Raw genomic sequence first — 13,182 nt, forward strand, 5'->3', positions numbered from 1 at the left:
TGCTTAGCGTCCCGACGCGCAGCCGCAAGATGAAAGCGGGCGGCACATACCTCTAAGAAGGCTGCCGCCGATCCGTGACGGGGTGGCGGTACGGTACGGTCTGCGCAGTTTGCGCGACCGCTTGGCGAAACCGCACCAAAGTCGCGCCAGAAGCGATTGCCGAAATCTCGCAATGCAGCGGGGCGCCACGGAGCGGATAGATCGGCATGCTCCAGCCCGCGCGATCCCCGCGTCCGGAAACGAAGTCCGCAAGATCGGGCCAGAGCGGGTTTGGCGCGGACATTTGGCGCCAGACGGCGATTGCATCGATGATCGTGATTTCGGCAAAGCTCTTGTCCGGGTCCTGTTTCCACAGGTCGCGATAGGCGGCATTGCAAAAGCTCAATACGCCAGAGGCAGAGAAGACGGCGAACCCGTCTTCGAGCGTATCGAGCAGGCTTTGGCTCAGTTCCAGTTCAGCCCGGAAATTGCGTGTTAGGGTTACTTCGGCAGTGATGTCTTCGATCAGAAAGGCCGTCGCGCCGTCCGGATGGGGGCGACCGCGTACGCTGTAGGTCTGTCCGGATTCAAGCGACCATGTTTCCTGATAGCGCCCGTCTGTCGCCGCTGCGATCACCTCGGAAATCTCTTGTCGCCAGTTTAGGTAGTTCTTCGGTTCTGGCATGCGCCGGTTTTCGCGAAGCTGGTCAAAGAAGGACACCATTGTCGGGCGTGCGCTAAGGAAAGGTGCGGGCAGGGCTGTGAGATCAACCAGTGCCGGGTTGAACAGGGCAAGTTGTCCGTTCCGGTCAAAGATAGCGAGCCCGATGGACAGATGGGCAAAGGTTTTCGCAAGGGTTTGCACGAAGTTTCGCTGTGCTTCTTCTGCGGCAACCACGGCATTTATATTGGTCGCGTGATATATCTGAACGCCGTCCTGCGAGGTTGTGGTCAAAGCATACCAATGTGGCACAGCTTCTGAATCTGCCTGCAGGCAAACGCGGTTGGGGTGTTCGGGCTCTGGCGTGCTGAACAGCGCAGCGCCGCTGGCGTCTGATTGATCGCCTGCTTTGCGCTTGAGCGTTGCATAGGCGCGGTTGTGCCAGATGATCCGACCGCTGGAGTCAGTTTGCCACGATGGGTTTGGGTTGCAATCGCTCGCGCGGCGCAGGGCGCTAAGGTGGTCCCGTGTTTCCTGTGTGATGTCGGGATCGGTGCGGGCCAGCGGTAAATGCAGCCAACACAGGGCGTCCCGCCAACTGATACGCACTTCGCCAGGGCTATCGCCATCCTCGGCCCGCAGGGTGATGCTGCCGGTATTGTTGCTGCGCGGCACGGCTGGAAAGTCGGGGAAACGCGCAAGCAAAGCGCTGCGAATGTCCTCCCAATGATGGTGCCCCGGAACAAGGGCAAAGCGGGTCAGCGCCTGTTCCGAACCGTGCAGCAAATAGCCGTCTTCGAAGAGCAAGCTCATATCCTCGCCCCCTTGCGGGGACGTCGGCGCAACAGGGCGGGGCGTTTGCAGCCACCACAACGCGCCCGCCGCCGTCAGGCAGATGGCGAGCAACACAATGAGGAACTCCTGCAATGCCATGACGGAAAATCCTTTCGGCAAATGCGATCCCTTCACCGTGGCGAGGAAAGGTTAACAGATGGTTAACGCGGGAAGCTGCAGGTAACCTTAGGCAATAAGATGCTGGTTCTCGCCCATTGCGGCATCATCAGACCCGAGGTCAAGAAGCGCGCGGGGCCAGACCACCTCGACCACCGCTCCGCTGCCCGCAGGGGGCAAGCCACGCAACCAGCCGCTGTCGGACCCATTGGCGAAACGCAACCGCCCGCCGCCGCGCTCTAGGAACGTCTTGGCGATAAACAGGCCCAAGCCCATACCTTCATAGGCAGGACGGGCCGGATCAGCCGCCGAACTGCTACGGCGGCGCAGGAAGGGGTCGCCGATGCGGCCAAGGTCTTGCGGAGGGAAGCCGGGGCCATCGTCGATAATCCGAACCGAGATCGTATCTGGCGACCATTCGGTCTCGATCCAGACAGTGGTGTCGGCAAAATCCACCGCGTTCTGCACAAGGTTACGCAACCCGTGAATGATCTCCGGTCTGCGCGGTATCGTTGGCGTGCGCCCCTGTCCGACCACCATCGGGTTGTCGGAAAATATCACCGCTTTCCCCCGGTCCAGATGCGGTTCTGCGGCCTCTTTTATCACCGCTGTCAAAGGCGCGCGTTGCATGTGGAGGTCATCTTTGCCCGAGCGCCCCATGTCGCGGAGGATGTCACGGCAACGGTCCGCTTGATCGCGGATCAGGGCGGCATCTTCGGCAAGGTCGGGGCGGTCTTCCAAATCCCCCAGCAGTTCGGTGCTGGCCAATTTGATGGTTGCTAAAGGGGTGCCCAGTTCATGCGCGGCAGCGGCTACGACACCGCTAAGGTCAGACAATTTCTGTTCGCGTGCTAGCACCATTTGTGTCGCGGAAAGCGCGTCAGCCATCGAGTGCACTTCGGAAGTCACCCGGCGGGAATAGGCGCTGGTAAAGATGATGGCGATCAGCAAGGCGATCCAATGGCCAAAGACGAAAATACCGGGTAATTGCAGCACATCGCCTGACTGTGTAACCAGCGGCAGATGCCAAAAGGCAAGGACGGAAGCCGCAATGATCGCTGTGGCGCAAAGCACCAGCGTTGAACGCAGGCTGAGGGCTGTGGCCGAGATGGTCACCGGGGCCAACAACAGCAGTGCAAAGGGATTGTGCAGCCCCCCGGTCAGCCCCAAAAGCGCGGTCAGTTGCAGCAGGTCGAAAAGAACCATCGCAAGGTTCTCACGCTCCGACAGGCGCTTGTTCTGCGGAAAGACAAAACCGGCGACCAGATTGCCCACAATCGACGCGCCGATCACCAGATAGCAGAGCCCGAAAGCCAGTTGCAGCCCGAACATCCACTGCGCGACCGTCACGGCAGTCAGCTGCCCCGCAATGGCGAACCAGCGCAGCAAGATCATTGTGCGCAGCCTGATCCAACTGGCGCGGGTGCGCCCGCTGAGGGGTCGTATGTCTGGCTGCGTCATCTTCGCCCCTTCACGTCATTGCGTCTTGCATCGCCTGCGATCTAGCGTAGGTCTGCCGCGAAACACGTTCAAGAGCGCCCGCTGGCGCAGGAGACTGACATGAGACGGATGGTAGCATTTGGCGCTGTTGGAGTGGCGGCGGTATTTCTGGCAGGCACGGCCTTTATGGTGTTGCAGGGTGACGACGACGCCTATGCATCTTGCCGCTCCAGCCAAGTGGCGGGCGGAGACATCGGCGGGCCGTTTGAACTGGTCAATGGCGCGGGCGAGACAGTGACCGATGCTGAAGTGATTACCGAACCGGCGCTGATCTACTTCGGCTACACCTCCTGCCCCGACGTCTGTCCGCTGGACGTGGACCGCAACGCAGCGGCCACCGAGATCCTCGAAGAGCGCGGCCAGAGCATCACCCCGGTGTTCATCACCGTCGACCCCGAGCGCGACACACCAAAGGTCGTGGGCGAGTTTGCCGAAGCAATGCACCCGCGCATGGTCGGCCTCACCGGATCAGCCGCACAGGTCAAGGCCGCGAGCCAAGCCTACCGCACCTATTATAAGCTGCACCCGCCGCAGGATGGCGAATACCTCGTGGACCATTCGACCTTTAGCTATCTGGTCATGCCCGACGAAGGGGTGGTCGATTTCTTCCGCCGCGAAGTTCGGCCCGAAGAGATGGCCGACAAGATCGGTTGCTTCCTCGATCAACGGTAAAATTGACCATCGGTAGCCCACGCACCATATTGAGCGCGAGAGGGGACGTTAATGCCGGATATTTCTGACCTTGGTCCAGACCGCACGCTACTGCTTGTGGATGATGATGAGCCGTTTTTGCGCCGCCTCGCCAAAGCCATGGAGAAGCGCGGGTTCGAGGTGGAAACCGCCCTCTCGGTCGCCGCAGGTAAGGCCATTTCCACGGCGCGGCCCCCGGCTTTCGCAGTGGTGGACCTGCGGCTTCAGGACGGCAACGGTCTTGATGTTGTCGAAGTGCTCCGCGAACGGCGTGCCGATACGCGGGTGGTGGTGTTGACCGGATATGGCGCGATTGCCACGGCGGTGGCGGCGGTGAAGTCGGGCGCGACGGATTACCTGTCCAAACCCGCTGACGCCAATGACATCGTCAATGCGCTGTTGGCGACCGGGGGCGATCTACCTGAGCCGCCCGAGAACCCGATGAGCGCGGACCGGGTGCGGTGGGAACATATCCAGCGGGTCTATGAGCTTTGTGATCGCAATGTCTCGGAAACGGCGCGGCGGTTGAACATGCACCGGCGGACCTTGCAGCGGATCTTGGCCAAACGCTCGCCGCGCTAAAGCTCGAAGCGTTTCCAGATTTTGTCGACGTGGCTCCCATCGGCGAGTTCGCTGTTGGGCAGGCGTCTGAAATCCTCAAATCCGCGGCTTTGGTAGTAGGCGAGACCGCCTGCATTATCCGCGCGGATGATTGCATGAATATGGCGGTAGCCGAGGTCTCGCGCCGCCTCTTTCGTGCGCTCAAACAGCGCGGAGCCGATGCCCAAACCGGTCTCGCCCAAGCGCACAAAGGTTGCCACATCCACGCCGCCTTCGGGCAGGTCGGGATGAGGCTCGATATATTGAAAGCCTTTCAACGCGCCGCTGCTGTCTTCGGCGAGATGCCATGCGCTGTCGGGTGCCGCCATCCAGCTCTGCAACTCTCGTGGGGTGACTAGGGCGGTCATCGCCGTCGTGCCGCCTGCTGCGATGATCGCGTTGAGCAACTCCGCCATTGTGCGGGTATCAAGCGCCCCGGCGCGGCGGACGTGGATCATGCCATCTCGCGCAGCAGCGCTTCGTGCCGTGCTGTGAAGTCGTTGCGCACCTCTACTGGCGGGCGCAGCAGAATGGTCAGGCCCTCCATCAGCGCCGCGTCGGGACGCCCAAAAAACCGGGTGGCTTCAGTCTCAGAGAACCCGGCGATCTGACTGGCTTCCATCCACGCGCTGACGCGGTCCGCCTTTTTGATCTGTTGTTTTACCCGCACCGGGAGACTTGCAGGAAGGCCAAAGCGCAGATGCACCGCGGTGGTAAGCCGGTCATCCAGCGCGCGATAATCGGGGCCCACGGCGGCTTTCACCGGCGAGATCATGTCGCCGATCACATATTCCGGCGCGTCATGCAGCAATGCCGCGAGCCGCCATTTGGCTGGTGCACGCGGGGCGATACGGGCAAAAATTGTCTCTACCAGCAGCGAGTGTTCGGCCACTGAATAGGCGTAGTCCCCACGGGTCTGACCGTTCCAGCGGGCGACGAATGCGAGACCATGGGCGATGTCATCAATCTCAACATCCACCGGGGTCGGGTCCAGCAGATCGAGCCTGCGGCCCGAGAGCATACGCTGCCATGCGCGGGGTTTCTGCGCCATCGCCTGCGGTCCTTCTCTTGGCAATCCTTTGGGAACCATTTCCCGGTAAACCTGTTCATCCCACGAAGGAGATAATCATGAAACCCGTTTTTTCCGGCCTGATACTTGCAGTTACCTTCGGCAGCTTTGCCGGTATCGCCCAAGCAGAAGAAGTCTGCATGCCCCAGCACGAAATGAAGTCGGCCCTGATCGACTGGTACGGCGAAGAGCCGGTGCCGGGCCAGGCGAAAGAAAACAGCCAGCTTTGGGCATCGGAACAGTCAGGCACATGGACCTTGGTGAAATCCATGGCGGACGGGAATGCCTGCGTGATGGCGCAGGGCAATGACTGGATGGAAGGGGTGACGGGCAATAAGCAATTGGCCGCTCTGCTGGACTGACCAACAGGACCACCCCCCTCCATATAGATTGAGAATTCCTCGCTGAGATGCTAGGCGGCCTCCAACACCTTCAGACAGGAGCGCCGCATGGCCAAGGACTATATTGTTAAGGATATCAACCTCGCCGCCTATGGCCGCAAGGAATTGGACATTGCCGAAACCGAAATGCCGGGCCTGATGGCTCTGCGCGAAGAATATGGCCAGAGCAAACCGCTCAAAGGCGCGCGGATCGTCGGCTCGCTGCACATGACTATCCAGACCGCCGTTCTGATTGAGACGCTGGTCGCGCTTGGCGCGGATGTGCGTTGGGCGTCTTGCAACATCTTCTCGACACAGGATCACGCTGCTGCTGCGATTGCCGAAGCTGGCGTTCCGGTCTTCGCGATTAAAGGTCAGTCGCTGGTCGAGCATTGGGATTACCTGGACAAATCCTTCATGTTCCCCGAAGGCCCGAACCTGATCCTCGACGATGGCGGCGATGCGACCCTCTACATCCTGTTGGGTGCACGGGTTGAGAATGGCGAAGACGACCTGATCGCCGTGCCGAAATCCGAGGAAGAAGAAGCGATCTTTGCGCAGATCAAAAAGCGCATGGCCGAAAGCCCCGGTTGGTTCACCAGGATGCGCGACCAGATCAAGGGCGTTTCCGAAGAAACCACCACCGGTGTGCACCGTCTTTATGATCTCGTAAAGCAGGGCCAACTGCCCTTCCCCGCGATCAACGTGAACGACTCTGTCACCAAGTCGAAGTTCGACAATAAATATGGCTGCAAAGAAAGCCTCGTCGACGGCATCCGCCGCGCCACGGACACGATGATGGCTGGTAAGGTCGCTGTCGTGATGGGCTACGGCGACGTCGGCAAAGGCTCCGCCGCCTCTCTGCGCGGCGCGGGTGCCCGGGTGAAGGTCACCGAAGTCGACCCGATCTGCGCGCTGCAGGCAGCCATGGACGGTTTTGAGGTCGTGCTGCTGGAAGACGTCGTTTCCACCGCTGACATCTTCATTACTACTACCGGCAACAAAGACGTTATCCGCATCGAGCACATGCGCGAGATGAAGGATATGGCGATCGTCGGCAACATCGGCCACTTCGACAATGAGATCCAGGTTGCCAGCCTGAAGAACCACAAGTGGACGAACATCAAAGAACAGGTGGACATGATCGAGATGCCGAATGGCAATCGCTTGATCCTGCTTTCCGAAGGCCGCCTGCTAAACCTTGGCAACGCCACCGGCCACCCTTCCTTCGTGATGTCTGCCTCCTTTACCAATCAGGTGCTGGCGCAGATCGAACTGTGGGAAAACACCGACAAATACGGCAACGACGTTTACATCCTGCCCAAGCACTTGGACGAGAAAGTCGCCCGCCTGCATCTGGACCGGATCGGCGTAAAGCTGTCGAAGCTGGACCCTGAGCAGGCGGCTTATATTGGCGTATCTCCCGACGGACCGTTCAAACCGGAGCATTATCGCTACTAATCGGTAGAAGTTCCGCTTCATTCCAAAGAATCTTACGACGCCGCCCATCGAATGTTGGGCGGCGTTTTTCGTATCTGAAGATTAAAACTTTGTTTTTACGCCATAATCCTTTCGTATCGGCGGATTCAGGCACATTCCCGCCCTGTTGGAACAAGGGTCGGAACATCCACTCGGCGGCGGTGTTTCTCCCCCAGACCAACACCGAAAGGAGTTCGAAAATGAAACGTACATTCCTGAATTCGACCGTCGCAGCCCTTGCTCTGACCGCAGGCACAGCCTTTGCGCAGGACGTAGACACCAACACCGGTGCCGCCGCCGAGGCAGAAGCCACCGTGGCAGGCGAAAGCGTGAGCAACACTGCTGACGATGCCTCCACGACTCTGAAGAAACAGGCCGAAGATACAGCCCAAGCTGTTCGCGACGCGGCTGACAACGCGGCGAATACTGTCGATGAAGTCATGACAGCGCCGACGGAGAATGCTGAAGTTGACGCCGATGCCGAGCTCGACAATTCGGCTGAAACCACGGCAGAGACTGACACGACTCTGGATGCCGAGACTGAATTGACTGGCAATTCTGACAGCGAGTCCAACTCCACGCTGAGCGCGGAAACCGACAGCGAGATCGACACAGAAGCTGATACAGATGTCGCTGCTGATGCCGACGCCGAACTGGACAGCGAAGTGACCGCCGAAGGCGAGATGGAAAGCGACACCGATCTGACCGCAGATGTGGCTTCGGACACGGAAACCACAATGGAAACTGATGTCACACGCACCGACACCGGCATGAGCAACGCTTTCACCGGTATGGTCGTAGGTGACCTGATCGGCCAAACTGTTGTTGAAGCCGACGGTGAAGAAATCGGTGACGTGGACTATGTCATCAAAACCGACACCGGCTATGCAGCTGTCGTCGGCGTGGGTGGCTTCCTTGGCCTTGGTGAACACACTGTCGCCGTACCGCTGGAAGAAATCTCCATGGCCGCTGAAAACGACCTGAAGCTGAGCGCTTGGACCAAAGCCGAGCTGGAAGCGCAGCCTGAAGTTGACGAGAGCGAAATCGAAGGTCTTGAGGACGACGTGCGCCTCGACGACGCTTCCTAAAGCTTTCTAATGACTGAATGAGAGAGGCGCCCTTTGGGGCGTCTCTTTTTCGTTCCGGGCCCTGTTCTGAAATTATTCTTTTGCGAAACAGGCGTTTGACCTTAGTCTCCCCTCAAGGACCTCCAAGTGGGGGGCCAGAAATTGCTATTGGGAGATTTTAAATGGGCAAACGTGACGAGTGGATCGCGAAATACGCCGAGGACCTGCGCAACAAGTGTGGGATGGAGCCGGACATGGACTTGTTGACCAAGGTAACCATCGGCTGCGGCCCGTCGATTTACAATGCCGACGCGCAGACCGTTTCCGCCGGGGATACGGAAGAGTTGAACACGGTGAAGAACAACTTCCTGGTCAAAAAGCTCGGCCTGCCGGATGATGAGCATCTTATGGGCGGAATTCAGAAGGCGATTGAGACTTATGGCCGTTCTGAGCGCAACAAATATCGCGCCGTTGTCTATTACATGCTGGTCAAGCATTTCGGCAAAGAATCTGCTTACAGTTGAACAATTGGATAACGGGTAACCCTTTGTTTACCCGTAAATAAAACCCTAAAGAGGCGCGCGTTTGGTTAAGCGCGCGTTTCGATTTTCAAAGGGCTTTGAGACACTCGGAAGTTGCTCCGAGCGGTGCTTTGAGCTATCCCTATCACATCGGCCAGTACGGCCAGAACGAGATTTCGAATACGTGTGTGGTGGATTTGGGAGCACACGGGGTGAGAAAGGGTTCTGGCGGGGTGCCGGAACCCTTTTTTCGTTGTCCTACTGGGTGCTGCTTAGAACAGCGTCAGCACCAAACCGATGACTGCGCAGCCAATTACCGCGTAGCCACCGTCGATCAAAGTCAGCCGGAAGGGCCGCCCGGCATAGGCATTGTTGATCATGATCCAAGGGCTGATGAAAAACAGCCCGATGCCGAGGCCAGAGATCAGCCCCTTATCCCAACTGTCCACGGCCGAAAGAGCAAAGACATGGCGCATCATCCCGGCCACCAGCACCATGGCGATGGCCGATAGCACATAGGGCAGAGCGCCGCCCTCTGGCCGGCCATCAGGCCCCACCCGAACCTCTGCCGCAGCCATCCACGGTTTGGCCAGCATCATGTACCAGACCGCCCCTACGGCAAACCCCGCAAAGGCGGCAACGAGTACGGCAATAATTCCCATGTCTTTCCTCCTGTTGTCAGAGGACTATGACCCAGAAAACCGCGCTCGGTCTACGGTGTCGTATTGCCCAAGGAGCAGACGATCTTCCATTCCGCTTCGGTCACCGGTTGCACGGACAGGCGGGAGTTCTTGACCAGCACCATTTCGGCCAATCGGGGATCGGCTTTGATTGCGTCTAAGCTCACCGAGGCCTTGAACGGGCGTACCGCTTTGATGTCGACACATTCCCAACGGTCATCATCTGTTGTGCTATCGGGGTGCGCTTCGGCGCAGACCTCAACGATGCCGACGACCTCACGGTCCTTTTGCGAATGGTAAAAGAACCCCAGATCGCCCAGCTTCATCTCGCGCATGAAGTTACGCGCCTGATAGTTGCGCACCCCATCCCACTCTTCACCGGCATCGCCCTTAGCGACTTGGTCATCCCAGCCCCAGGTCGAGGGCTCGGATTTGAACAACCAATAGGCCATTAGCCGATCACCCGGTTCCAATGGGTCAGGGTCACGCTCTGAAAAAGGCCAGCCTTGGCGTAGGGGTCATTCTCAGCCCATGTCTTGGCCGCGTCCATGTCGGCAACATCTAGAATGATTAGCGAGCCGATCATGGCGCCTTCTCCGTCCAGCAATGGACCGGCCTGCGCGACGGCGTCGCTTGATTTCAGATAGGCGAGGTGATCCGGGCGGTTTTCTTGGCGTATGGGCAGAGAGTCAGGTTTGTCGTGGGCAATCAGGGCAACGAACATATCATTCTTCCTTTAATGGACGGGTAAGCAGAGATTTCATGGCGGTCGCGACGTCTAGCTCTTGGTCAAGCAGCCCGGCCACCGCGCGGGTGATGGGCATGTCGAGCCCCGCATCGCGGGCGAGCGCATCGACGGCACGGGCGGTGGCGGCTCCCTCGACAGTGGTGTCCGCGTCAAAAGCCCGTCCTGCGCCGAGAGATTGGCCAAGACGGTAGTTGCGGGATTGCTCCGACGTGCAAGTCAGCGTCAGGTCGCCAAATCCGGAAAGCCCGGCCAGGGTCGTCGGCTCGGCGTTCAGATGTGCGGCAAGGCGCTGCATTTCGGCATAGCCCCGTGTCATTAGCGCGGCCCGTGCGCTTTCGCCCAGCCCCGCACCGATGGCGGCACCGCTGGCGATGGCGATGACGTTTTTCAGCGCACCGCCGAGTTCAGCGCCGATGGTATCGGTGGTGCGATAGAGCCTCAGGTTCTCGGTCGTCAGCTCTTCTTGAAGATAGGCACCAGCTTCCGCATCCGCACAGGCGAGGGTCAGCGCGGTCGGCAAACCACGCGCGATGTCTGCGGCAAAGCTCGGCCCGGTAAGAATCGCGGCAGTCGCGTCAGGGATGGTTTGGGATATCACCATGACCGGACCGACCCCGCTGTTAAGCTCAATCCCCTTACAGCAGGCGACAAGGTGTTTGCCCTTCAGTAGATCGGCATGCGTCTCCAGCACATCGCGCAGCTTCTGCATCGGCACAGCGAGTAGGAGGATGTCGGCCTGCACTGCGGCGGTAAGATCTTCCGTCACAGTCAGGGCATCGGGGAAAGGACAACCGGGCAGGCGTTTGCTGTTTTCGCGGGTCTTGGCCATCTCGCCGACCTGCCGTGCCCAGAGCGTAGCCGGGGCCTTTCGCGCCAGTGAAATTGCCAGTGCCGTGCCAAAAGCACCCGCGCCAAGAACCGAAACGCTCATGCTTTGGCTCCTTTTTTTCCGCTGCCCAACATTGAGGGCCGGGCCGTATCCAGCGGCCAGCGGGGCCGGGCCGAAAGGGTGAGATCGTCAGCGCTGCGCAGGCCGGATTGCTCGGCGGCTGCAAAGGCGATCATGGCGGCATTGTCGGTGCAAAGCGCCAGCGGCGGGGCGATAAAGGCCGCGTCTTCCTCGGCAGCAACTGCCTCCAACGCAGCGCGGATCGGCTTGTTTGCAGCGACCCCACCGGCCACGCAAAGACCGCGCGGCGCATCCGCGGGGTAGCTGGCAAAGGCGCGGCGCGTCTTCTTGGCGAGCACCTCGACCACCGCAGCCTGAAACCCGGCGGCGAGATCTGCCTGATCCTGTCGCGTCAGGCCCCCGGCATCGGCCACGCATTTGTCGCGCGTGCGCAGAACTGCGGTCTTCAGGCCGGAGAAAGACATATCGCATCCGTCCCGGTCGAGCAGCGGGCGGGGCAGGGCAAAGCGGTTGGGGTCGCCTGTCTCAGCACAGCGTTCAATCGCGGGCCCACCGGGTTGTGGCAGCCCCAAGAGCCGCGCGACCTTATCGAATGCCTCACCCGGCGCGTCGTCGATGGTGCCGCCTAGCCGGTCGAAACTCTCCGGCCCGCGCACCAGCAGAAATTGGCAATGACCGCCCGAGACCAACAGCATGAGATAAGGATAAGGGACATTATCCGTCAGCCGCGGCGTCAGCGCATGGCCGGCCAGATGGTTGACCCCATAAAGCGGTTTGCCCGTTGCCGCTGAAAGTCCTTTGGCGCACATGACGCCAGAGACAACGCCGCCGATAAGACCGGGCCCGGCGGTGACGGCAATAGCGTCGATTTGCGAGAGAGGGACGCTTGCCTCGGCCAAAGCATCTTCGACACAGTGGTCGAGCTTCTCAGCATGAGCACGCGCTGCAATCTCGGGCACCACCCCACCGAAATCCGCGTGCAGCGCCGTTTGGCCTGCCACGACAGAAGACAGCACAGTGCCGCGCCCTTCGTCGTCAATCTGCACCACAGCAGCGGCGGTATCGTCGCAGCTGCTCTCCAATCCTAGGATCAACCGGGTTTTTGGCATGGGGGCTTTCCGTTGCAAGGCACCTGTACCGCAGGTAACACCGCTGTCACGCGCAAACAATGCCGGAGCCTGAGCATGGCACAGCCAAGATTGCTTCTGACACGTCCCCGCCCCGGCGCTGAGACCTTTCTTGCGCGGCTTTCCCCGGCGCTGCGTGTGGGAGCCGTGATCTCACCTCTGATCGAAATTGTACCGAACGATGCCTCTCCAGACCTCACGTCCTATGCCGGGGTGATTTTCACCTCCGCCAATGCTGTGGCCCATGCGCCCGCTGGCAAAGGTCGTCCGGCTTATTGCGTGGGACCGCAAACCACCCAGGCGGCGACCGCGGCGGGCTGGCAGGCCCAAATGCCCGGGCTGGATGCCGAGGCAATGATCGCCGCGCTTTCAGGTCGCACTGAATTAGGGCCGCTGCTGCATCTAGCCGGCAAACACCGTCGAGGCGATGTGGCCGGGGTGCTCAGCAAAACGGGGCTGCAGGTCGACGTGGCAACGCTCTACGACCAGCGGCTTTTGCCATTGTCAGAAGAAGCGCAGGCCTTGTTGCACGGTGACGCTCCCGTATTGGTCCCCCTGTTTTCCCCCCGCAGCGCGGCGCAGTTCGCGCAGGCTGCGACTAGGACGGATGCTGTGTTGGCCGTCTCCATCAGTGCAGCTGCGGCAGAGGCGCTTGAAGCTCTGCCGCTGCGGGCGCATGATATAGCCGCAGAGCCTACAGGTGAGGCCATGGCAGAGGCCGTTGAAAAACTCTTTCGCCGCACCACCTTGCCTTGAGAGGCTTTATTATGCCGGATAAGCTTGCCGCGGCGAGCGACAGACAGGTTCAGAATCGGAAAGG

The 13,182-nt window shown here is 60.0% G+C and carries 16 protein-coding genes; 7 read left to right on the forward strand and 9 right to left on the reverse strand.

Going from position 1 to position 13,182, the window contains the following annotated elements; translation table 11 throughout:
- Positions 1–52: 52 nt before the first annotated feature.
- Both BLS57_RS02655 and regB read right to left on the reverse strand, forming a co-directional pair.
- The gene (locus BLS57_RS02655; protein WP_093738879.1) at positions 53–1,573 is read right to left on the reverse strand and encodes a PAS-domain containing protein; all 1,521 of its coding nucleotides are present in this window, start codon (positions 1,571–1,573) and stop codon (positions 53–55) included.
- Between the two features lie 87 nt (positions 1,574–1,660).
- Positions 1,661–3,052 (reverse strand): sensor histidine kinase RegB, encoded by a 1,392-nt coding sequence (gene regB / locus BLS57_RS02660; RefSeq protein ID WP_093738881.1) that lies wholly within the window; start codon positions 3,050–3,052, stop codon positions 1,661–1,663.
- Between the two features lie 99 nt (positions 3,053–3,151).
- Here regB and BLS57_RS02665 point away from each other — a divergent pair, with 99 nt between their 5' ends.
- Positions 3,152–3,763: an SCO family protein gene (locus BLS57_RS02665; RefSeq protein WP_093738883.1), complete on the forward strand. Its 612-nt coding sequence runs from the start codon at positions 3,152–3,154 to the stop codon at positions 3,761–3,763.
- A 51-nt stretch (positions 3,764–3,814) separates the two neighbouring features.
- The gene (locus BLS57_RS02670; protein ID WP_093738885.1) at positions 3,815–4,363 is read left to right on the forward strand and encodes an ActR/PrrA/RegA family redox response regulator transcription factor; all 549 of its coding nucleotides are present in this window, start codon (positions 3,815–3,817) and stop codon (positions 4,361–4,363) included.
- On the opposite strand, the gene BLS57_RS02675 is transcribed toward BLS57_RS02670, so the two are convergent.
- Positions 4,360–4,839 carry a GNAT family N-acetyltransferase gene (locus tag BLS57_RS02675; RefSeq protein ID WP_093738887.1) on the reverse strand — a complete coding sequence of 160 codons (480 nt, stop codon included), beginning with the start codon at positions 4,837–4,839 and terminating at the stop codon, positions 4,360–4,362. The two genes, BLS57_RS02670 and BLS57_RS02675, sit on opposite strands and share 4 nt — an antisense overlap.
- Positions 4,836–5,432 carry an HD domain-containing protein gene (locus BLS57_RS02680; protein ID WP_093738889.1) on the reverse strand — a complete coding sequence of 199 codons (597 nt, stop codon included), beginning with the start codon at positions 5,430–5,432 and terminating at the stop codon, positions 4,836–4,838. The genes BLS57_RS02675 and BLS57_RS02680 overlap by 4 nt, the downstream gene beginning before the upstream one ends.
- Before the next feature lie 77 nt (positions 5,433–5,509).
- Here BLS57_RS02680 and BLS57_RS02685 point away from each other — a divergent pair, with 77 nt between their 5' ends.
- From BLS57_RS02685 to BLS57_RS02700, 4 genes are all read left to right on the forward strand, one after another.
- Entirely contained in the window at positions 5,510–5,812 is a 303-nt protein-coding gene (locus BLS57_RS02685) for an S-adenosyl-L-homocysteine hydrolase (RefSeq protein ID WP_244153581.1), read from the forward strand.
- A gap of 87 nt (positions 5,813–5,899) precedes the next feature.
- Positions 5,900–7,291, forward strand: a complete 1,392-nt coding sequence (gene ahcY, locus BLS57_RS02690) for an adenosylhomocysteinase (protein WP_093738891.1) — start codon at positions 5,900–5,902, stop codon at positions 7,289–7,291.
- 218 nt (positions 7,292–7,509) lie between these two features.
- The gene (locus BLS57_RS02695; protein WP_093738893.1) at positions 7,510–8,397 is read left to right on the forward strand and encodes a PRC-barrel domain-containing protein; all 888 of its coding nucleotides are present in this window, start codon (positions 7,510–7,512) and stop codon (positions 8,395–8,397) included.
- 161 nt (positions 8,398–8,558) lie between these two features.
- Positions 8,559–8,900, forward strand: coding sequence for a DUF2853 family protein (locus BLS57_RS02700; RefSeq protein ID WP_093738895.1), 342 nt, complete (start codon positions 8,559–8,561; stop codon positions 8,898–8,900).
- A gap of 269 nt (positions 8,901–9,169) precedes the next feature.
- Here BLS57_RS02700 and BLS57_RS02705 read toward each other — a convergent pair whose 3' ends face one another.
- The 5 genes from BLS57_RS02705 to tsaD are packed head-to-tail and all read right to left on the reverse strand — an operon-like array spanning position 9,170 to position 12,344.
- Positions 9,170–9,559: a DUF1761 domain-containing protein gene (locus tag BLS57_RS02705; RefSeq protein ID WP_093738897.1), complete on the reverse strand. Its 390-nt coding sequence runs from the start codon at positions 9,557–9,559 to the stop codon at positions 9,170–9,172.
- Positions 9,560–9,609: 50 nt separating this feature from the next.
- Complete coding sequence (locus BLS57_RS02710) at positions 9,610–10,029, reverse strand: EVE domain-containing protein (RefSeq protein ID WP_093738899.1); 420 nt, start codon at positions 10,027–10,029, stop codon at positions 9,610–9,612.
- Positions 10,029–10,301 (reverse strand): YciI family protein, encoded by a 273-nt coding sequence (locus tag BLS57_RS02715; protein ID WP_093738901.1) that lies wholly within the window; start codon positions 10,299–10,301, stop codon positions 10,029–10,031. The genes BLS57_RS02710 and BLS57_RS02715 overlap by 1 nt, the downstream gene beginning before the upstream one ends.
- A gap of 1 nt (position 10,302) precedes the next feature.
- Positions 10,303–11,256 carry an NAD(P)H-dependent glycerol-3-phosphate dehydrogenase gene (locus BLS57_RS02720; protein ID WP_093738903.1) on the reverse strand — a complete coding sequence of 318 codons (954 nt, stop codon included), beginning with the start codon at positions 11,254–11,256 and terminating at the stop codon, positions 10,303–10,305.
- Positions 11,253–12,344, reverse strand: a complete 1,092-nt coding sequence (gene tsaD, locus BLS57_RS02725) for a tRNA (adenosine(37)-N6)-threonylcarbamoyltransferase complex transferase subunit TsaD (RefSeq protein ID WP_093738905.1) — start codon at positions 12,342–12,344, stop codon at positions 11,253–11,255. The genes BLS57_RS02720 and tsaD overlap by 4 nt, the downstream gene beginning before the upstream one ends.
- 75 nt (positions 12,345–12,419) lie before the next feature.
- Between tsaD and BLS57_RS02730 the strand changes: the two genes are divergently transcribed.
- Positions 12,420–13,118: a uroporphyrinogen-III synthase gene (locus tag BLS57_RS02730; RefSeq protein ID WP_093738907.1), complete on the forward strand. Its 699-nt coding sequence runs from the start codon at positions 12,420–12,422 to the stop codon at positions 13,116–13,118.
- The last annotated feature ends 64 nt before the right edge of the window (positions 13,119–13,182 follow it).

The organism is Sulfitobacter delicatus, assembly GCF_900102535.1.
In the GTDB taxonomy this organism is placed as follows: domain Bacteria; phylum Pseudomonadota; class Alphaproteobacteria; order Rhodobacterales; family Rhodobacteraceae; genus Sulfitobacter; species Sulfitobacter delicatus.